The sequence below is a fragment of the Bacillus sp. MYb56 genome, from assembly GCF_002976445.1.
In the GTDB taxonomy this organism is placed as follows: domain Bacteria; phylum Bacillota; class Bacilli; order Bacillales; family Bacillaceae_G; genus Bacillus_A; species Bacillus_A mycoides.
Genome location: NZ_PCOH01000002.1, coordinates 147647 through 167958 on the forward strand (window position 1 = coordinate 147647; position 20312 = coordinate 167958).

At 31.8% G+C, this 20312-nt stretch carries 18 protein-coding genes and 2 pseudogenes; 5 read left to right on the plus strand and 15 right to left on the minus strand.

Features of this window, described 5'->3' with window-relative positions; genetic code table 11:
- Window positions 1-118: 118 nt before the first annotated feature.
- The 5 genes and pseudogenes from CQ058_RS03220 to CQ058_RS03240 form a co-directional block, all read right to left on the minus strand.
- Window positions 119-681, minus strand: a pseudogene (locus CQ058_RS03220) (AAA family ATPase).
- 115 nt (window positions 682-796) lie between these two features.
- Window positions 797-1555, minus strand: a complete 759-nt coding sequence (locus CQ058_RS03225) for a class I SAM-dependent methyltransferase (protein ID WP_002189887.1) — start codon at window positions 1553-1555, stop codon at window positions 797-799.
- 228 nt (window positions 1556-1783) lie between these two features.
- Window positions 1784-3580 (minus strand): Xaa-Pro dipeptidyl-peptidase, encoded by a 1797-nt coding sequence (locus CQ058_RS03230; protein WP_002189888.1) that lies wholly within the window; start codon window positions 3578-3580, stop codon window positions 1784-1786.
- A 136-nt stretch (window positions 3581-3716) separates the two neighbouring features.
- Window positions 3717-5093 (minus strand): sensor histidine kinase, encoded by a 1377-nt coding sequence (locus CQ058_RS03235; protein ID WP_002189889.1) that lies wholly within the window; start codon window positions 5091-5093, stop codon window positions 3717-3719.
- Window positions 5086-5733 carry a response regulator transcription factor gene (locus CQ058_RS03240; RefSeq protein WP_002189890.1) on the minus strand — a complete coding sequence of 216 codons (648 nt, stop codon included), beginning with the start codon at window positions 5731-5733 and terminating at the stop codon, window positions 5086-5088. The genes CQ058_RS03235 and CQ058_RS03240 overlap by 8 nt, the downstream gene beginning before the upstream one ends.
- 121 nt (window positions 5734-5854) lie before the next feature.
- Here CQ058_RS03240 and CQ058_RS03245 point away from each other — a divergent pair, with 121 nt between their 5' ends.
- Entirely contained in the window at window positions 5855-6271 is a 417-nt protein-coding gene (locus CQ058_RS03245; protein ID WP_002189891.1) for a hypothetical protein, read from the plus strand.
- Between the two features lie 39 nt (window positions 6272-6310).
- Here CQ058_RS03245 and CQ058_RS03250 read toward each other — a convergent pair whose 3' ends face one another.
- From CQ058_RS03250 to CQ058_RS33035, 5 genes and pseudogenes are all read right to left on the minus strand, one after another.
- Window positions 6311-6724 (minus strand): GNAT family N-acetyltransferase, encoded by a 414-nt coding sequence (locus tag CQ058_RS03250; protein WP_002192844.1) that lies wholly within the window; start codon window positions 6722-6724, stop codon window positions 6311-6313.
- Window positions 6725-6854: 130 nt separating this feature from the next.
- A complete protein-coding gene (locus CQ058_RS03255; protein ID WP_105589454.1) occupies window positions 6855-7529 on the minus strand; it encodes an HAD family hydrolase in 675 nt (224 codons plus the stop codon).
- A 29-nt stretch (window positions 7530-7558) separates the two neighbouring features.
- Entirely contained in the window at window positions 7559-8260 is a 702-nt protein-coding gene (locus CQ058_RS03260; RefSeq protein WP_002189894.1) for a 5'-methylthioadenosine/adenosylhomocysteine nucleosidase, read from the minus strand.
- 13 nt (window positions 8261-8273) lie between these two features.
- Window positions 8274-9893: a M3 family metallopeptidase gene (locus tag CQ058_RS03265; RefSeq protein WP_002189895.1), complete on the minus strand. Its 1620-nt coding sequence runs from the start codon at window positions 9891-9893 to the stop codon at window positions 8274-8276.
- A 210-nt stretch (window positions 9894-10103) separates the two neighbouring features.
- Window positions 10104-10178, minus strand: a pseudogene (locus CQ058_RS33035) (DUF3888 domain-containing protein); the annotation flags it as partial.
- Between the two features lie 169 nt (window positions 10179-10347).
- Here CQ058_RS33035 and CQ058_RS03270 point away from each other — a divergent pair.
- On the plus strand, window positions 10348-10935 hold the full coding sequence (locus CQ058_RS03270; protein ID WP_002189896.1) for a GNAT family N-acetyltransferase: 588 nt from the start codon (window positions 10348-10350) through the stop codon (window positions 10933-10935).
- A 216-nt stretch (window positions 10936-11151) separates the two neighbouring features.
- On the opposite strand, the gene CQ058_RS03275 is transcribed toward CQ058_RS03270, so the two are convergent.
- Window positions 11152-12420 carry a helix-turn-helix domain-containing protein gene (locus CQ058_RS03275; protein WP_002189897.1) on the minus strand — a complete coding sequence of 423 codons (1269 nt, stop codon included), beginning with the start codon at window positions 12418-12420 and terminating at the stop codon, window positions 11152-11154.
- 463 nt (window positions 12421-12883) lie between these two features.
- On the opposite strand from CQ058_RS03275, the gene CQ058_RS03280 reads away from it, so the two are divergent.
- Window positions 12884-13087, plus strand: a complete 204-nt coding sequence (locus CQ058_RS03280; protein WP_002189898.1) for a hypothetical protein — start codon at window positions 12884-12886, stop codon at window positions 13085-13087.
- Window positions 13088-13164: 77 nt separating this feature from the next.
- Here CQ058_RS03280 and CQ058_RS03285 read toward each other — a convergent pair whose 3' ends face one another.
- Window positions 13165-14025 carry a DegV family protein gene (locus CQ058_RS03285; RefSeq protein ID WP_002189899.1) on the minus strand — a complete coding sequence of 287 codons (861 nt, stop codon included), beginning with the start codon at window positions 14023-14025 and terminating at the stop codon, window positions 13165-13167.
- Between the two features lie 254 nt (window positions 14026-14279).
- Here CQ058_RS03285 and CQ058_RS03290 point away from each other — a divergent pair, with 254 nt between their 5' ends.
- Window positions 14280-14711: a GNAT family N-acetyltransferase gene (locus CQ058_RS03290; protein ID WP_002012927.1), complete on the plus strand. Its 432-nt coding sequence runs from the start codon at window positions 14280-14282 to the stop codon at window positions 14709-14711.
- A 369-nt stretch (window positions 14712-15080) separates the two neighbouring features.
- Here CQ058_RS03290 and CQ058_RS03295 read toward each other — a convergent pair whose 3' ends face one another.
- From CQ058_RS03295 to CQ058_RS03310, 3 genes are all read right to left on the minus strand, one after another.
- Window positions 15081-16478 (minus strand): BC_2427 family protein, encoded by a 1398-nt coding sequence (locus CQ058_RS03295; RefSeq protein WP_100248600.1) that lies wholly within the window; start codon window positions 16476-16478, stop codon window positions 15081-15083.
- 127 nt (window positions 16479-16605) lie between these two features.
- Window positions 16606-17301: a CsxC family protein gene (locus CQ058_RS03305; protein WP_002013348.1), complete on the minus strand. Its 696-nt coding sequence runs from the start codon at window positions 17299-17301 to the stop codon at window positions 16606-16608.
- Window positions 17302-17894: 593 nt separating this feature from the next.
- Complete coding sequence (locus CQ058_RS03310; RefSeq protein ID WP_002192842.1) at window positions 17895-18665, minus strand: GNAT family N-acetyltransferase; 771 nt, start codon at window positions 18663-18665, stop codon at window positions 17895-17897.
- Window positions 18666-19155: 490 nt separating this feature from the next.
- Between CQ058_RS03310 and ycaC the strand changes: the two genes are divergently transcribed.
- Window positions 19156-19791: an isochorismate family cysteine hydrolase YcaC gene (ycaC, locus tag CQ058_RS03315; protein ID WP_002192841.1), complete on the plus strand. Its 636-nt coding sequence runs from the start codon at window positions 19156-19158 to the stop codon at window positions 19789-19791.
- Window positions 19792-20312 lie beyond the last annotated feature (521 nt).

The following is a 20312-nucleotide window of genomic DNA, read 5'->3' on the forward strand; positions in this document are numbered from 1 at the left end:
GTCATTTATATATAAATGACGGTTTCTCAATAAATTAGTGACCGTCCTTAATATAAATAGTATATGTAGTTAGTAGGAGAATGCTTGGACAATGAAAACGTAACAGCATTTAAGTATTTTACAATCGGAATTTTTCCTTAATCATTACAGCTACTTCTTTAGCACTCAAATGAGTATTATTAATTTTTATGTACTCTTCTTTTTCAATTTCATCATGAAATGAATTTAATCTATGTTTTTTCATCGTTTCTTTTAAATTTTTTTCAGACCATTCAATGTCTCTTTTTTTCGGTTTATGCTCTAGTCTATGTGGACTTTTATTTCGCTCTAATCTTTCATCTAATTCTGCCTCGAGCTCTACAAAATATACTGCTGCGCCTTTTGATTCAAAAATACTTACTACATGGTTTATGTAATCCCAATCCGATTGAAGATCAAATGCCCATACATATGTAAAAATCATTCCGTATAAATCACTTTTAGACACTTCTTCAAATAGTTCATTACGAAACAAACTTACTAACCGTTGTGCTTCCGCTTTGTACTGTAATCAAAAAACGAGCTAACAAAATCAATCGTCATATGATTATGAAATAGCTTTAAATCAGTTATTTTTTCTAACTCATGCCCGACCGTCATTTTCCCGACTGCTTGCGGGCCAAATATTAAGATGAATTTCATTTGTTTTCCTCCGATTTTTCTCTATAAACAATTAAATAAAACATATCCTAAAATTGAAAATAAGGCAGTCGATGTTGTGTCGATTGCCTTATTTTCATGAATAGTTCCTATATTATTACTTTCGTACAGCTTCAAAAGTAATAATTTGTTCTGCATTTGACGGTTGCTTTTCATAAACATAGTCAGCAGAGCAAGTAATGTCAGTGAAACCTATACTTTCTAAAAGGAGTCTAAACTCTTCTATTCCATACCACCGCATTGCAAAACGTTGTAGTTCAGTTTGTACTAACTTTCCTTTACTCCATTTTTCATATTTTAAATATGATACAGTTACTTGGTTAAGCCAATCTATTTCAATTGATTTATTTTCTAATGTAATTCCGTCCCCGCTTGGCAAGGAAAAAGTCGATGTATGAATCTCACCCGTCTTCCAGTCATATGGAAGCGCAAGATCTACAATTAAACGCCCGCCTAGATTAAGATGTCGATAAAAACATTTCAGAGCATTTATAGAATCATCACGATTTTCAATTAAACAAAAGGATCCAGTAGGAATTATTATCGCTTCATATTTATGTGGCAGTGAAAATTGTTGTAAGCTTCCTTCATATAAATTAGGATGCAAGCCTCTCTCTTTACACCGCATACGGCAAGAATCTAGCATTTCAGGCGAATAATCTATCCCATCAACTTTAAAGCCAGCTTCAAGAAATGGAATAATGACACGTCCCGATCCTACTGCTGCTTCGAGAATTCTCCCTCTACAACTCTTTAAACGATCTTGATAATATTCAATATCACCATTCAAAGAGTAACCGACAGGTTTTGTGAAATCATATAATTCCGTACAAAGTGTACTATAATAACTAAACATTTATTTTCTCCTCCGTTTTATGTGTACGGAAGATTCTAATTTACTTAATCTTTCCGTACCTCAAATTTTAATGAGAATTCGAAAGAGCTGACTGTCATAATTTATCACTCACTTTCCATGTAATATATTTACATTGTATAATATTTCCTCGCGATTGAACATATAAAAGTTGAAAATTCCGATTATAAACAAAGAGCTTACTATAGTAAGCTCTTTATCAAAAACTATTTATTTCACAATCGGCAATGTCACTTCGCTCAATTTCACCGTTAGCTTCGTTCCTGCTTTCGGTCTAATTGTATAATCGTAATCACTTGCGATTAAAACGACCCCCATTTGATGCCCTGCTTTAAATACATAATCATCTGGCTGCATGTCCCATGTAAATGTGTAATCTTTACCAGGTTGAATCGCTGTTGAATTTTCTATACTATTTAAGTTTTGCGGATCCATCCAACCTCTCGTTACAATTTCAGGCCTCGCTCCGCCATAATCAACGAGTAAAGCTGTTAAATTTGAAACAGATCGATCAATATTTCCTGTTATTGAAATTTTAGGCGTACCACTTATTCGCATATCTTTTTGCAGTACAGGCATTGTATATACTAATCGATTCGCTATTTCTAACTCAGGGTTTTCTACTAGTTGATTTGACTTTATTTTAGCATCATCTACTAATGAGAAAACATTGTTTACTGATCCCATACTTAATGGTAGATTGACTGCTTTATTACTTAAATACATACGGACTTTTGATGGTACAGCTGCTGGATCTGGCCAATTTTTTATTTTTTGCCACGATTTATTTTCACGTTGTACATCTACCATCGGTTCATCCATAATTCCATTTTCAATTCCATATAGCCAATAATCGAACCATTTATTTTGGGTTTGTTGCCAGTTATTACTTGATGTTCCACCATGTCCACCTTGATGTAACCACATTTTACGAGGAACATTATTTTTGCCAAGAGCTTCCCACCACTGTGCGAACTGCTTCGTTTTTACATTCCAATCATTTAAACCGTGAACAACAAACACACTAGCCTTCACATTCTTAACATCTTTTACATAGTTACGTTTATCCCAAAAATCGTTATAATCGCCTGTTTTACGATCTTGTCCAGCTGTTAGTTCTTTAATAATTTGCCCGCAAACTTCAGGGTTCTTTCTTGTTAGTACTGCTTCTGCCATATTATCTGTATCTTCTCCCTGATATCCACCTGGCGCAATAACCGCCCCATTTGCACGATAATAATCATACCAGCTACTAATCGCTGCGATTGGAATAATTGTTTTTAACCCTTCCACTCCTGTCGTTGCGACAGCATTCGGTAACGTACCATTGTAAGAAACTCCTGTCATTCCTACATTTCCCGAAGACCAATTTGCATTTACTTCCTTACCATCCTCTGTATATGCTTTCGCACGCCCATTTACCCAATCAATGACAGACTTCGTCCCTAGTATTTCTTGTTCATCTCCAGTTGTCGGACATCCATCTGATTTTCCAGTTCCGATACTTTCGCCTAAAATGACTGCATATCCTCTCGGAACATAATAATTACCATACGACCCAAGATTAACTGCCCCATACGGTTTTCCTTCATACGCATACAATTCTTCATCAACATTATAAACAGGAACATCTTTTAATCCTGATCGATATGGACTCATTTCATAAATAACGGGGACTTTCACATCTGAGTTCGTCTTTGGACGCATAACCTTTACTGATACACGATCTTTTTTACCATCACGATCACTATCAACTTCTGTCTCTACAAATAGATTTTCTACGATGGCTTCATCAAGTGAATAGATTGGCTTCGTCATCCCATTTTCTAATTCAATTTTCGTATTTGACATTAAACCCTCTGAAATTTGACCATTTAACATAACATTTTTGTCTTTTACGGAGCTCCCTTCATTTTCTTCTGCATGTGCAGTCATACTAGAAACTCCTGAAGTAATTGTTAAAGATAATATAGTCGATAGTGTAATTGCTATTTTCTTTTTTTTCATGCCCTTCCCTCCCCATATATTCCTTCTTTTACTATACATTAAAAATGCAGAAAATTCAGTTTATATTTCGTAGAAAGTTGAGAAATTTGTAAAACATTCGAATCTTTCAAGATAATAGAAAAGGAACTAATAACAATTAGTTCCTTTCTATATACATATAAAATTGTATTTCTCCATCTTCTACCGAAACTCCGTATTCAAAACCATGTCTTTCTAATATACTTTTTACAATCGCTAATCCTAATCCAGTACCTGATTTTTCTTTACTGCGAGAAGACTCTAATACGTAAAAAGGCTCCCAAATTTTATCTATCTCTTTAATTCCCTCAGCAGCAATACCATTTTGAATTTGAAAATACACAATGCCATTTTTCTCTTCTAATATGATTTTTATATTTTGATTCGTTGTATATTTTATCGCATTAGAAATTAAATTTTGAAAGACCATTCTCATTTTATTTAAATCAGCATAAACAATCGTGTCACCAACACTATAGTTCACTTGCAACTTGAGTTCTTTCGACTCCAGTTCAATCTTATGCTTATCTATTATACTTTGTACTAGTGGTTCAATAGGGAATTCTTCTTTTTGTAAAATATCTCTTTCTAGTTTAGAAAATCGCAATAACTCTTCAATTAAATTTGAAATTTGATCTGTTTGTTTAATGATTGTATCAACATATGTGCCATCATCTAAACCGTCTTTTATTCCCATAGAATATGCTTTTACTAATGCGATTGGTGTTTTTAATTCATGAGTTACATCGCCCATAAATCGTTTTAAGTGGTCATTTCGATCTGTTAAATCTTGATGTGCTTCATGTAATTTATCACTCATAATGTTTATACTATTTGCTAAATCACCTATTTCATCATTCGTTTTAACTTTCGTCCGTTTAAATTTCAGACGTGAAATATCTTCTGCGACATCACTCAATTCATTCAGTGGTGTAGTGATTGTTTTTGAAAAAATCCAGACGAGCACGATAATAAGAAATAGTGAGAATCCCAAAATGTATAAATAAAATGAGTTAAGCGTTTTAATTACTTCATTTGAATGTGCGATAGAAACTCCTACTAAAATCAACATATCATCTTTCGCAATGTATTTCGCAAAAAAACTAGATTTTATCTTTTCTTGATCATATATTTTATTCGATTGTCCGAGGTTCTTCACTTTCGTAATTTCTTCTTTTGTAATCCAAAGTTTATTCAATGCAACTCTCTTTTTTGTAAGTTGCATGCGTAATTCTTCATTAATAGCATCTTCTGAACTATTTATTGATGTGTACGCAATCGTAACATTACCTTCATTTTCAATACGATTTATAGCATCATCTAGTTCTTTACGCGGTATTGACTGGATTTGCGCTGTAATGCCTTCTAAGCTTTCGCGTGTTTTGTGCACATTATATTTTGGTAAAAAATAGTTAATTAATAATAAAGAGATGGAAAAAATAAGGATGACTGTTAAAGAGATGCTGAAAAATAACTTTTTACCGAGTTTATTCACACTCTTCCTCCAAACTGTATCCTAAACCGCGATGTGTCTTTATAATATTTTCTCCTATTTTTTTACGCAACCTTCTTACATGCGTATCAACCGTTCGCTCTTCCCCAAAATAATCAAATCCCCAAACGATATCTAACAACTTTTTCCGCGTTAAAATCGTGCCTTTATGATTTAAAAAACATTTTATTAATTGTAATTCTGTCTTTGTAATATCTAATTCTTTCTCGTTTTTATATACTTTATTTTTGGTGAAATCTATTTTTAAATCTTGAACTTGAATAACATCTTCATGCTGTACAAGCTTTTTCGCTCGCGTAATTAGCACTCCTGGGTGAAATGGTTTTTTCACATACTCATCTGCCCCGGTTTGAAGAGCTGCTAATTCATCTTCACTTTCACTTTTCGCAGTAAGCATTAATACTTTTACACTCGAATTCTTTTTTATTTCCTGACAGACAGTAATACCACTACTTTTCGGCATCATCCAGTCTAAAATAGCTAAGTCAATTTTCTCATCATAAAATATTTGGAGTGCTTCCTCTCCATCTTTTGCTAATAAAACTTCGAAGCCTTCTTTTTCAAAATATGCTTTTAAAATTTTCAGCATATCTTGTTCATCATCCGCGATTAATACTTTCATTACATTTCCTCCATTACTTATAAACAAATATCAATTTTATCATACAACTTCTTTGTTACATCAATGTGACATAAAAATATTTACAACGTTTGAGGGTATAGTAAGGGTGAGGTGTTGTTTTATGTTCAAAAAAATAGGAGTCATTACTCTTCTCCTCTTTTTATTATCAACAAATGCGTTCGCAAATACAAATAAACAAATTGAAGTATTTGATTGTAAAAAAGAAATGGTCGTTCAAAAACAATCTTTAGATCCAGCTATTCAAAAAGAAGCTGTTCAATATGCTAAATCCATTACTGGCCCGTTCAAAAACTTAAACGTCGTTCCAAAAGATGGTCATATGATAAAAATCCCTTTATCTAAACCAGTTTCTATTACAAATCAATGGTTACATACAACAATTGATGAGGTACTTATTCTTCTCCCGCTTAATGAAAAACCTTATATTATGCTTTACGATGATGAGAATAATCCCCATTTTTATTATGTAAAAGGTAATCCGAAGGGTTTATTGAAACGAATGAATGTTAAGATGTAATTGCATAAGAAAGGTTCCATACTTGAGTATAGAACCTTTCTACAATCTTATCAGGTGACTTGAACCTTTATAATTTCCGATTTTTACAAATCCATTTGCGCTATAAAACTCTTCACCTTGCTTTGTATCCGAATGTAGAACAACAACGTGAAAATACTTTTCCGCATGTCTTAATAGTTTCTTTAATAACAACTTCCCTAATCCGATGCGCCGATAATCCTTTGAAATATAAAATCTCCTCAATCGGCCAATCTTATTATCTTTCGTATACGGATCTTGATTTAATCCCCCGATTCCAATTAACGTATCACCTCGAAAAATGCCATATAAACATTCGCCCGTTTTACTAAATGTATTTCTTTTACTTTCATATTCATTTATTAGTTTTATTAAGAAGTTAAATCCTTCTTCTTTACTTTCCTGGACAAGGTGATTGACCTCATATTTTAGCAAATCTCCAATTCGTTTTATTTGTATATTTTCCAGCTTACTCCCCCACTTTCTCTATCCAAATGTATCTTTTTAAAAAATAAAAATGCCCAAGAATATATTATCCTGAGCCTTCATTTGAATGTGAACTTATTCATTTTGTTATGTACGTATTCTTCAATTCTGGTAATATCCCCTTCAGTTCCATTAAATCATCAATTACTAAATCAGCATGAGCAAGTTCATCTTCTTGTGCAAAATCAAAATTACATCCAATCGCAATTAAACCATTATCTTTTGCCGCATTAATATCAGATAAACGATCTCCAACTACCGCTGCCTCTTTTATATCATATTTCATCAAAATGTTTTTTACTAAGTCACCTTTATTTAGCGAGTGTATTTGTTCAATACTGAATGTTTCCGTAACCCATTGGTCTAAATCATAATAAGATACGATTGCTTGTAAATATTCCGTTAAGCCGTTACTAGCAATGTAAATGGAACAGTTATTTTCTTTTATAAAACTAAAAACTTCCTTTACATTCGGATATAAAGCACCATTTCCGCTCTTTATATTTTCAATTAGTCTTTCTAAAAAATATGCATCTGTTTGTTCCCTTACTTCATTAGAATGATTAGGTAATAAAGCTTCCCAAACTTTAGGTAAAGGTACACCCATAATTTCACGATATTTATCAATTGGTGTTATCGTATTCCATAATTGTAGTGACCGTAAATGATCAAATGTATCATCTAGTGATAACTCTAAAATTTTATCTGTTTGAAATAAAGTTCCATCCATATCGAAAATTAGTGCTTGTAACATGATATTCTCTCCCATTCTTTACTTATGAACTACAATACAGCTTTACTCGAAATATTTTTAAGCATCTCAACAATAATTTCTGAACAATAATTCGCTGCAGTTTTCGCGAAATCATCATATGAAACTTGCGCTGAATCATCTGCACTGTCAGAAATGCATCTCAAAACGAGAAACGGTATGTCATTTATATAAGCAACATGTCCAATTGCTGCTCCTTCCATTTCTGTACAATGAGGTGTATATTCAGTGACTAATTGCTCCTTTAATTTTGAATCCTCGACGAAGCATTCTCCGCTGACGATTCTTCCTTCATGAACAGTAATATTTAAACTACTACTATTAACAGCTTTTCGGGCTAAATCTCTTAATTCCTCGCTTGCATGAAACGCTTCTTGAAACGGAAATAGATTCTTCATTTGATTTTTATTAACATCATGATGCGTAACATTTGTAGAAATAACTAGATCGCCAATTTTCACATCCGGATGTAATCCACCCGCAACACCTGTATTAATGATAGAATTCACATCAAATTTATTAATTAAAATTTGTGTACATGCGGCGGCATTTACCTTTCCTACACCACATCGCGTAATAATAATTTCTGTATCCATGAAGTTTCCTTTATAAAAAGGTATTCCCGCAATAGTATGTTCCTCTTTAATAAGTAGTTTTTCTAATAGTAAGTCCATTTCTATTTGCATTGCTCCGATAATACCGATTCTGTTCATATATGTAGTCCCCTTAATTAATTTGCAAATATTCATCAATATCTTTATGAATTTGCATAAAAGCTTTATTCCAAAATTCATAATCTGTTAGCTCAATATCAAAATGTTTTTTCATCAGTTCTTCAACTGGGGTCTTTCCTGTTTCTCGTAAAAACTCTTTATACCTCAAATGAAATGCATTTTTATTTTCCTTTGCTATTTCAATTAAACTAAAACTCGCTAAATACCCAAATGTGTATGGATAATTGTAAAAAGGAACGTCTGCTATATAAAATTGAATGTATTTCATCCAAACAAACGGCTGATATTCGCTTAATGCATTTCCGTATGCTTCTTTTTGTACCAATATAGATAATTTCTCAATTTCATCAGCACTTAAAGGACCTTCCTTGCATTCTTCATAAAATTTCTTCTCAAACTGAAACGATGCACGAATTGCCATAACATAATTAAAACTATTTCTTATTTTCCAGCTAAGCAATGACTTTTTCATCTCTACACAATCTGTTGTTTGAATTAAATAATTCATGATTACCGTTTCAAAGAAAATAGACGCTGATTCAGCTGTACTCATTGGCAGATAATCATCTAAAAATGAAGTAGATTGTTCAAGACTCATAACATAAAAATGCCAAGCGTGTCCTAGTTCATGAGCAAGTACTCTTACACTATCAATTGTTCCATCATAACGAAGTGAAATGCGAGATTCTTTTTCACTGAAAAAAGGAGCACAAAATCCACCCGGCGGTTTATTATTTCTCGGTTCAGCATCGATCCAACCATTCGCTATTGCATTCTGTGCGAACTGTGCCAATTCTTCATCTATATTTTTTAGTGCATCATATATGTTTTTTACTGCTACTGAAAAAGGAATAGCAGTCTCATTACTTTCTTTCCATGTCATTAGCTCGTGCCATGGAATTGAATTCTTTCCTTTTTTATAACCGTTTAACGCAATTACTAGCTTCGTAAGATTTTGTTCCGTTGCATTCCACATTTGGAATAATGCAGTTTCAGAGATGCCATTTGCTTGTAGGGATTGTTTTAAAATTTCTGTCCCTTCCATTCCATCACTTTTAGCATGACGTAATCTTCCTATTTGATTCAATACAGTAGCAAAGATATCTTTTTCCTTATGCAAAGCATTTGTAAGAGAATCAAATACTATTACTCTTTCATTATGATCATCACTATTCATCGCAACGTAATTTGCTTGCCCAAATGATAAAGTCTCTTTATCGTGTATTACTACTATCTTATTTCTTAATTGTGCATACATATCTTCCCAAGCTTTTAATTCATTTTCTATTAGTTTAATACTTGAATGATTTGTATTAACACTTTGTCCCTTACTAGATTCTATTAATAGTTGAACTTCTTTCTTTAATTGATTTACTTTTACACTTAGTAAAGTATTTTCAGGATGCTTCTCATCTTCAGCAGCACGGCAATATAAGTAATACTCTGCTTTTTCGATAGCCTGTATAAGTTGTGAAAGGATTACTGAGTCTTTTGTTGCTTTATATTCAATTTTTAATCTTTCTATCGTTTCTATAGAAAACGTAAAGCTTTGTTCTTGAGGATATAGCCTGTCCAAATCCCATTGAGATTGGGCTTGTATTATTTTATTCATTTTGCACCCTCCTTTTTTTACAAATAGTTACAAAATTCTACTCTTTTCACTATTATATATGAACTATCAAAATTTTAATATCTTGAAATATTCAAATTTATATGAATGTAATTTGATATTTCATTTTCTATTTCTTCCTATTTATATAAGTTGTAAGTATTACTACTTCTGCTAGGGAATTTCTAGGTTCGTATAGACTACACTGTTTATTTACTCTTTCTTTTGTTTGAAGTTTATAACTTTCACTCCACTTGGATTAATGTTATAAGTAATTGTTACAACATGAAGAGTCAATATTTTTAATAATATTTATGCTAGCTCGAATGACTGGAACTGATTTTCAAATATATTTCAAACAAATTGAAAAAAATACCACCCTAACGATATCTAAAGATGCTGGCTTTTACTGAGTATATATAGAATTTAAACATAGTAGAAAGTGAGAGAATAACTTATGACAACTCATATTGTACAATCAACCGACTATAATCAAGCATCTGATGCATTACGACGCGAAATTGCTGTAATGCTACAGCAGGTTTGGCCAGATTTCGATTCCACGCCTAAGGAAACAATTTCAGAAACTCACCTTAAAGAATTTAATGTACACTCATTTTATTCCTACATAGATGGAAAGTTAGTCAGCTATGCAGGTGTAGTGCGCAAAACTATCCATCATAATGGGCAAATATTTAATATAGCCGGACTTAGTTGTGTAGCGACTGATCCAGATTATCATGGGCAAGGTTTAGGTTTACAAACAGTTGCTGCAGCTACTGAATGGATTGAAAAACAAAGCAATATAGATTTCGGTATATTCACATGTAAACCATCTTTAGCTCACTTTTATAATCGCGCTGGTTCCTGGCCTGTTTTACCGGATATAGTGCTTATTGGTAGAGAAGATGAAGATGCTTTATCTAGTGAATCCTTAGAAGTTGTTGTTTTAATGCGTTTGTTTTCAAAGAAAGCGAACTTCCATAAATCAATGTTGTGCCATACCACTATCAATCTTGATTTTCCAGTTGGCCAGTTTCTATAATACAGATAAACAAAAACCAATTTCCATACGTTAAGGACATTGGCTTTTTCTTTTTTATTTTGCTTCGCATATGCAATTCACATTAGCGGTTCTTTCCATACAGAACCGCTAATGCGGGATAAAAAAAGTTTCTCCCTAAGGGCGTTAAAACACGTACTCTTTAGGATAACCTCTAATAATTTATAAACTAAGAAAACATATTACTGAAACCCTGTTTTAATCCATTTTATTTTCAGCTGATATTTTAAAATACTTTGCAGATAATTTATAGGAACGATTCTCATAATAATAATCTCCTAATTTATAAGCTAATTCAGTAACCAAGCTATATTGCTGTTTTTCTATCCCCATCTCAATTGCTGTTTTCATATTCTTCTCATATCCATTATAATCTGCCCATATTTTAGATTTTTCCGCTCTAAATCCATATAGTTGAACATGGGCATACGGTACATCACAAATCGATAAAATTTCAAATGCCTCATCTATAAGTTTAGTTACTGTTTGCCAATCTTTTAATTCTATATAAATTTCTATTAAATTCCGAATTGTATATACCTTACCTTCTTTGTTTGGTAAATACTCACAAAGAATCAAGTTTTCCTCGTAACACTTTATTGCATTTTTATAATCTTTTAATGCTTGATAAATTTTCCCGTAATTATATTTCAAAAAACATAAATTTAATGGCTCATTTTCCACCTTCGATTCATTTTCTACTTGTTTTAAAGTTTCATATGCTTGTTCATACTGTTTATCTTTGTTATATTGCATCGCAAGAAGTATTAGCGCATAAATTTTATATTGTTCTATATTAAACTTTTCATACAATTTATATGCTTTTTTTGCATATATGCGACTAATACTTTGATCTTTATTAAGATTCTGACTTACTATACTTAGATTGTAATACGTATCTGCGTGCAACTCTGTCTCTTCTAGTTCCAGCATATTTTCTATCTTTTTGTAAACTTCATATGCTGTAAAATATTCACCTTTATTAGAAAAATAAAGACCTCGAGCTCTTAAGTAATAAATATAATCCTCAGTATCTTGCATTTCCACCTGACTTGGAATCATTTGCGAAGCTTGATCTACAAATAACTTCACATATAATAAGTTTTTATTTCGGACATGATAGTATATGATGACGCCATACGTCTTTAATAATAAAGGAATTGCGTCCACTTCACGAACGTATAATTCTAACAAAGATAATTCAGCTTCAGTTATAATTTTATCTTTTTTATATTTATTACATATTTCAAGAATAGTAAGCTTTATCTCCTCGTAATTGCCATCTATGAGAAAATCGCAATCAACACCCAGCTTCTTAGAAACTTGTTTTAAAAAAGAAGATGATGGTTTGATTTTCCCACTCTCAATTCTACTTAAATAGGTTACTGAGCATATTTCTGATACGAGCTCCCCCTGTGTCAATCCTTTATGCATACGAACTTGCCGAATACGTTCCCCTATTTCCATCTTTTTCTCTCCCTAATTAACCATTTCATGCTTTTTACTGATTAAGTCATTATGTATCTACATATTTTTCATACTAAATAAAATATACAATTTCACAAATGTAAAAAAATGTATCATTCGTTTTAATTTTACATTCATATTATGATTATTTCTAGATAGCTTGTTAAATTTAATGGTTTAAATTTAAGGTTTTTGCCCACTTTTTTCATACAATTTTACTACTTGTTATTAACAAGGACAGCGCCATATACTTGAATTACGATAAACTTAATGAAAAGGATTTAACTACATGTAAACTATCATTCTTAAAATAGATCGAATGGTTAATTACATTTACCTAGTACATGGAAGACATCTATTGTAAATGAAAATAAATTAAATGAGCTCAATAGATGAATTATCAATATCACATCCTAGAAATTAGTTTGTCGAATTATTTAGTAAATATGAAAGGATGACAAATATGATTGTAAAAACAAAAAAAGATTCAACACGAAAAATGGCAAGATATGTTGGAGGCGCTGCTACTCTTTTATTGCTAGCATCCTTCCTTTATCAGTGGAACAATGGTTTAGTAGTTGATGATACTGAAACATTTGGTTTCATACTAGCCTTCACTGGTTTCCTATCTACCTTCATACCTACTAAAAAGAAAGTTACTAACTAATATAAAATTACATATTTTTCATCCGCATAAAACAATTATATTAGAATTAAAAAAGGATTGATCAAAAGATCAATCCTTTACTCTACTTCATTTAAGAAGAACAACGTTAACGCACCTGGTCCTGTATGCGCTCCGATTGCAGCTCCAATTGTATTTACGATAAATACTTCACAACCGAATCTTTCAGTAATTAATGCTTTTAATGCTTCGGCAGTTTCTAAATCATCACCGTGAGTCATACCGATTGTTTGACCTTTAAGGTCCTTCCCACGCTCTTCCATAATATCAACAATTCGGCTTAATACTTTCTTTTTCCCTCTTACCTTTTCAAGTGGTACAAGTTTTCCTTCATCCACATTTAAGATCGGCTTAATGTTTAATAAACCACCAATAAAACCAGCTACTTTACTTAAACGCCCACCTCTCACTAGGTACTGCAAGTCAGCTACAGTGAAGATATGTTCCATATGGTTCATTAGAAAAGCGACACGGTTTAATATTTCTTCTTTTGATGCGCCCTCTTTTGCCATTTTTGCAGCTTCTAATACGACAATACCTTGACCGAGTGAGGCACATTTTGTATCAATAATTTCTAAATCTAAATCAGTGTATGTTTCTTTCACTTCTTCTTTAATGAGAACTGACGATTGATATGTACCAGACAGTTCAGATGAGAAAGCTAAATATATACAAGGATTACCTTCTTTTGCATAAGAAACAAATTTTTCTTGGAAAGTTTCAAGTGAAGGCAATGACGTTCTATAAACTGCGCCTTCTCTCATTTTTTGCAGTAATGTAACCGATTTTAATGTAACCCCATCTAAATACTCTGTTTCTGCTTCATCATATACACGGAGTGGAATTAAATCAATATCATATGCTTGCAGCAATTCTACCGGTAAATCCGCCGCACTATCCGTAATGATTTTAACACCCATTTTTAAACCTCTATTCTGTTATAAATATAAAAAATATAAAATAAAAATAGTACTTTTAAATTATATACGTAAAACTTAAATGAAGAAAGGAAAAGACTTTATATTATATGCACTCTTCTTCAAAACTTGAACTATTATTAAAAATGATACCGTTTTCTCCTATTTTCATAATTTATTGTGCCAATTATGAATTACAACTCGTATCGTTCTTTATATAATAGAAATATTAAAACATTTCAAATGGAGGCCTAAAAATGGGAATTCAACTAGCTATACCTAATGATATAGAATGGATTAATAACCAATACGAATCAATCGGATTTGTACCGAGTGATTTATCACGAGATAAGGTTGCGATCATTACATACAACAAAGAGTATGCGGGTGTTGGACGTTTAGTCCAAATAGATGAAGATACAATTGAAATGGGTGGAATTTTCATTCTTCCTAAATTCAGGGGTCTACAATTAGCTGGGGAACTTGTTTCATTTTTAGTACAAACTGCGAAAAAATTACAAATACAAAATGTTTATTGTCTTCCTTTTGAAGAACTAGAAAGCTTTTATAAAAAATACGGCTATACTGAAGTCGATACTACAGAAGAAGACGTCCACCCAATTATTCTAAAAAAATATAATTGGTGTTTGGAAAATTACGATAAACATGTTTTACTATTTAAATTGTGAGTTTTGTAAAAAAGGAGTGAATATACTTTATATTACACCCTAGGTTATAAGATGTAATTATCTATGTTATTTAATTAGCTTCATTAATCAAACAACATTTACGCCAATTTTATGTCCGTTTTAAATAAGTGTTAGCAAGTTCGTTGACAAACTTGTTAGCACCTTTTTAAAACTTAAACCTGAAGAAATCCATACAATTAAGTAACTATCCTAGCTAGCAATAATATCATCCTTCATAAATATTAAAATGAATTCATTGAGGATAAACCGTTTGGAGGATATTCTATAGCACTGAATGATTTACAAAAGATTACGCATTGATACGCTACGAATAAAAATAATGAGCTAATCAAGGGAATATAATCATTTTTATGTAATTCGCACTTGTACTTCCTGTTCTTGTATCACTTGAATGATTAATTCCAATACAATATTTTGTACTAACTGATACACATTGTCATGAAATGTACTTTGTTCTGATATGTATTCAATACATTGATATATATATCCTTCTACCAATAAGCTCCCTTTTTCAACTGTAAATTTATTTTGTCCATTCTTTTTTACTTTTGGTACTAAAAATTCGGTTTTTGTCAAAATAATCTCCTGTTCCACCTCTTTTATTCCTATCACTTTTTCTGTAAATACCACTTTTTCTCGTAAACTAATTTCACCTTTATATCTTCCTATTTCTATTGGTAGTCTGGCTGTTATATAATTACTTACTTCTCCCCCATTTTCACTCTCTAATATTATGCTGTGAATAGGAATCCATGAAGATGTCTCTACCTTATTCTCTTCATTATTCCCTTTAACTTTTTGATTATATAATTCAACAAGCACTCTCTTTTCATGAAGATTTAAAGAAACTAATTTACAATAAGCCTCCGAATGATACTGTTGCACTGTAGTTAATAACTTAGAATCTAATTCACGCCCCTCCGCATCTTTTTCATTTCGAAATACAAATGCATCTTGATTTTTCACATTTATTTTTGGAAATACTTTAAAGCTAGACACTTCTGAAATAATAGAAAATGGCGTTTTCACTACCATTGAATGCACTGAAGTCTCTATTTTTGATCCTAAACCTATACTTTCTCTCTTTGATTCAGTTTCTTCACTTTTTTTCTCTGATTCATTTGCTACTTCTACTTTCTCTAATCCAATCACTTTATTTTCTTTTGCTGGTTCAGTCTCTTCACTTTCTTTGTTTGATTCAATTGCTATTTCTTCTTTCTCTAATTCTCTTTCTTCATATTCTTTTACTGATTCAATTTTCACCTCTTCTTCCTCTAATCCAATCGCTTTATTTTCTTTTGTTAATCCAGTTTTTTCACTCTCTTTCTCTATTCCAATTACTTTATCTTCTTTTTTTGACTCTGTTTCTTTACTTTCTTTCTCTATCCCCATTGCTTTATCTTCTTTTTTTGACTCTGTTTCTTTACTTTCTTTCTCTATTCCCATTGCTTTATCTTCTTTTTTTGACTCTGTTTCTTTACTTTCTTTCTCTATTCCCATTGCTTTATCTTCTTTTTTTGACTCTGTTTCTTTACTTTCTTTCTCTATTCCCATTGCTTTATCTTCTTTTTTTGACTCTGTTTCTTTACTTTCTTTCTCTATTCCCATTGCTTTATCTTCTTTTTTTGACTCTGTTTCTTTACTTTCCTTTTTTTCTCTTATTTCGCGCGAATCATCTTGAACATTCAGCATTTTCCATTTGTAAACTTTGTTCCATATTTCCTTACCAACCCATGGCTTATTCATCACCATCCCCCCATCTGATGAAATTCATAAAAATATGCTTTTTGTACGCGACCATTCCATCATTATATATGTTTTATAATAATAAAAAAGACATTGTCTTTTTATTAAAGACAATGCTTTTTTAGTCTTATACTTGTACTTGTTGTACTTGTAAAACTTTTAAAGTAAGATCTAGTACAATTTTTTCACGAAGAGTTCCAAATGGCTCGTTTAATTCTGTTGGACAAGGTGAAAAGTCTAATTCGAAAAATTGTGCGCTTACTAATTCACAATATGGTTGTTCATTATAAAAAACTGTATTTTCGAAGAAGTATTTGTCTAAACGTGGTAAATCACCATTTTTAGGATTAATAAAGTGAGATGTAGTATCTGAGGAAGAAGCTACTACAGCTTGTGATAGAAAATCAGCTGCTGTTAAATCTGCAAAACCAGAAAATGGAACATTTGCAATACGATCATATAGCACTCCATTACACTCATCATTTGCATATTCAATATTTTTACGAATATATCCTTGTACAAATAATTTTGCTCTTGTAACTCGGCGGTAATTTGTACCTGGTACTGGAGTAAATGCTACAGGAACTAACTTACATTGTGTTAAAAATACATTTTTTAACACACGTTTAATCTCAGTTGCTGGAGGATCTAATGAAATATCAGATTCTACAACAATTTGAATTGTTCTTTCTGCTAATACAACTGGTATTTTTACAATCGGTGTTCCTGGAGTAAGAATTGGTGTTGCAGCTGCATCACTTAATGGCGTTTGAGTTTGTCCATCTACCTGACATGGTACATTAATTGGGCATTGTTCGCTCATATTTTATAATCTCCTTTATACAATATTTTGGAGTTTTTTAACTCTCTATACTGTATATGTATCTCTTCTATTAATGCGTGGGTTTGTATAATAGTTACTTTCATCATTTACAAAAAAATAGCAAATTTATTGTTAGTTAAACACACATAACTTAATATATTAAGCCTTTATGATTATCTACCTATATAAAAAGAGAATTTCTGAACCCTCATCGTGGAAGTAGGAACTGATGTGTTAATTATATTCACTAGTAATAGAAGAAAAATCAATATTAGTATCACTCTACTGTTGAAAAAAATAAAAACCGACTAAAAAAAGTCGGTTTTTATACCCAAATTCTTGCGGAATCCCTTCATCCTTATCATTAATATCATTGTTTTATTCTCAAATTTTTCACTAAAATTTATCAACTCTTCTTAGGAAACCAATCTTGTCGTCATTCTTTTCCCTTAATTTCATTTATTAACATCTCTTTTAATACCATTTTATCTTTGGATAGTTTAGTTTTTGTTTGCAATTATAAAAAATAAGACTACTAAACGTTAATTTACTAGTCTTATGACGTTGTACAATCCGTACACGCTCCCGTTCATTCACTTATTATTTACAAAATAAGTATCATATGCCTTATCAAAAACATACCCTAGCTTTTCTGCTAATTTGACAGAAGTACTATTCGCTGCGTCCCAGTTTGGATACCTCCCCTTTTCTAAACAATCCAATATTAAGGTCGCACAAACTACAGTTGCCAATCCCTTTCTTCTATGATCAAGATCAGTAGCAACTTCAATTTCAATACCATCATTATAAATACTATATGATGATGCACCGCATACGACTTCTCCATTATACAAAATGCTATAACCTATACCTCGATTTACATAATCATCTATTGATCGAAATTGACTTGTAAAATCTTCAGAAACGTTGTGTAATGTTGGATTATTTGCGATATGCTCATCTATTTTTCTTAATTCATATCCTTTTGGAAGTGCAGTTATAAAAGATTGTAATTTTGAGCGATTAAACACTTCTGCATTTCTTTTAAATTTATATCGTAAAAACTTATCTTTTTTTCTTTCATGGAATGTTTCTAAACGCTTTTTCCATTGATCACTATTTACGATTACTAAAATTCTTTCAGGGATGTTACGTAATAACTCTTCTGTCTCTTTTGCATTTGGATCCCCAGCGTAAAATGTGAAAATCCCTACCGTAATTTGCGCTACTGTCGGGTTTTCAAGATCGTTCACCCAGGCATTGCCCATATGTCCTTGTAAATAAGAAAGTAGAACAACATTATTAAAATCCTCGAACATAGAAACTAATTTTTTTCTTGTATGTATTTTTGCCTCATATATCATTTACATTCCCGCTTTCTTTAAAATCAACTAGACTCAACATTTTCATAAGTTAACTTTTATTAGTATTCTTATACACACTTATTTATTATCTAAGTAAATGTCTATGAAACTCAACTCTAAAATATCAAATAATTATAAATTATACGTAAATTCAATTTTATTATAACATCTAATTTCATTGAAATGATTTACCAATCAAGAATTGCTATTTTCAGATTCATTTTAGTCCTCATATCTCATTTTCTATTTACAGGTAAAAACATTATTATTCACAAATAAAAGATAGCATTAGGACCATACCACATAGCTATCCACTCAATTAATACATTGTTTCCCAAAACGAAAAATTTGTAATTCCTCAATATGAAAATACATACATCCCAATATTCTAATGAAAACTATTTGTTGATAAATTTTTGCATGTATACCAAATCAAGATAAATAACTGTAAGATTGATTTTTAAATAAGCTTATTAAGGGGGATTATAAAATGTCTGATTTGTATTCTCGTCTTTCAAAAAGTGATGCCGCGGTTCTTCTAGTGGATCATCAAACAGGTCTTATTTCCAGTCTAGTGCGTGACTATGGTGTTGATGAATTCAAGAATAATGTTTTAGCTCTTGCGAATACCGCTAAGTTTTTTGATTTACCTGTTATTTTAACAACTAGCTTCGAAGACGGTCCTAATGGTCCACTCATGCAGCAATTAATCGAACTATTTCCAAATGCGCCTAAAATAGCGCGTCCTGGACAAATTAACGCGTGGGACAATGATGAATTTGTAAAAGCTATTGAAGCAACGGGTAAAAAACAGTTAATTATCGCAGGTGTCGTTACTGATGTTTGTGTTGCGTTCCCAGCTCTATCAGCTATAAATGCAGGGTATGAGGTATTTGTTGTAACGGATGCATCTGGAACTTTTAGTAAACAAGTTGCTGATGCCGCTCTTATGCGTATGGCTCATGGAGGGGTGCAACTAATGAACTGGTTTAGCGTTGCAGCAGAATTACAGCGTGACTGGCGAAATGATGTTGAAGGTTTCGGAGCTTTACTTGCTAAGCATCTTCCAAGTTATCAAAATATCATTGGAAGCTATATGGGGGCTCAAAGAGAGCTTAGCAAGTAAAATCTTAATATAAAATCAGAATTGGTATTGTATTTTCATTAACTTGATGGCGATATATGGTAACAATGATGACTAATTATTCCTAATAAAATTCACTCTCAAAAAAACTTACAGCAGGTATTTACATAATTAAAAAAAGGACTGTCGTAGCAGCCCTTTTTTAAATTATTTTACTAATATTGTATAATCCCCTACTCCACCGCTATATTTATTTACACTTAAATAAATATCCCCCTGCAATTGACTTCTTTCATATTTTGTTGCGTAAGCAGGGTACCTAATTTGCATGTTTATGGCAGTGACGCATTAAGGAATAACACGTATCAATTGATAGTACAAACCAGCCTATTTCCCGCTACTACGGCCTATACAGTATAGAAAACAATAAATACCTTTACTTTCATTAGTGTATCTAAAGAGAAGCTAAAAAATTTCCGATTCCACACAATAAATGGCTAAATTAAAATGTAACAATATTTTATTTAATCATTTTTATGTAAAAACCCTCATTATAGTGTACG

What these genes read in the sequence shown, in the direction of transcription:
- CQ058_RS03225 (WP_002189887.1), bottom strand. Translation starts at nt 1,555, where the DNA reads ATGTTTAGTTATTATAGTACACTTTGTACGGAATTATATGATTTCACA.
- CQ058_RS03230 (WP_002189888.1), bottom strand. Translation starts at nt 3,580, where the DNA reads ATGAAAAAAAAGAAAATAGCAATTACACTATCGACTATATTATCTTTA.
- CQ058_RS03240 (WP_002189890.1), bottom strand. Translation starts at nt 5,733, where the DNA reads ATGAAAGTATTAATCGCGGATGATGAACAAGATATGCTGAAAATTTTA.
- CQ058_RS03245 (WP_002189891.1), top strand. Translation starts at nt 5,855, where the DNA reads ATGTTCAAAAAAATAGGAGTCATTACTCTTCTCCTCTTTTTATTATCA.
- CQ058_RS03255 (WP_105589454.1), bottom strand. Translation starts at nt 7,529, where the DNA reads ATGTTACAAGCACTAATTTTCGATATGGATGGAACTTTATTTCAAACA.
- CQ058_RS03260 (WP_002189894.1), bottom strand. Translation starts at nt 8,260, where the DNA reads ATGAACAGAATCGGTATTATCGGAGCAATGCAAATAGAAATGGACTTA.
- CQ058_RS03265 (WP_002189895.1), bottom strand. Translation starts at nt 9,893, where the DNA reads ATGAATAAAATAATACAAGCCCAATCTCAATGGGATTTGGACAGGCTA.
- CQ058_RS03270 (WP_002189896.1), top strand. Translation starts at nt 10,348, where the DNA reads ATGACAACTCATATTGTACAATCAACCGACTATAATCAAGCATCTGAT.
- CQ058_RS03275 (WP_002189897.1), bottom strand. Translation starts at nt 12,420, where the DNA reads ATGGAAATAGGGGAACGTATTCGGCAAGTTCGTATGCATAAAGGATTG.
- CQ058_RS03280 (WP_002189898.1), top strand. Translation starts at nt 12,884, where the DNA reads ATGATTGTAAAAACAAAAAAAGATTCAACACGAAAAATGGCAAGATAT.
- CQ058_RS03285 (WP_002189899.1), bottom strand. Translation starts at nt 14,025, where the DNA reads ATGGGTGTTAAAATCATTACGGATAGTGCGGCGGATTTACCGGTAGAA.
- CQ058_RS03290 (WP_002012927.1), top strand. Translation starts at nt 14,280, where the DNA reads ATGGGAATTCAACTAGCTATACCTAATGATATAGAATGGATTAATAAC.
- CQ058_RS03295 (WP_100248600.1), bottom strand. Translation starts at nt 16,478, where the DNA reads ATGAATAAGCCATGGGTTGGTAAGGAAATATGGAACAAAGTTTACAAA.
- CQ058_RS03305 (WP_002013348.1), bottom strand. Translation starts at nt 17,301, where the DNA reads ATGAGCGAACAATGCCCAATTAATGTACCATGTCAGGTAGATGGACAA.
- CQ058_RS03310 (WP_002192842.1), bottom strand. Translation starts at nt 18,665, where the DNA reads ATGATATATGAGGCAAAAATACATACAAGAAAAAAATTAGTTTCTATG.
- ycaC (WP_002192841.1), top strand. Translation starts at nt 19,156, where the DNA reads ATGTCTGATTTGTATTCTCGTCTTTCAAAAAGTGATGCCGCGGTTCTT.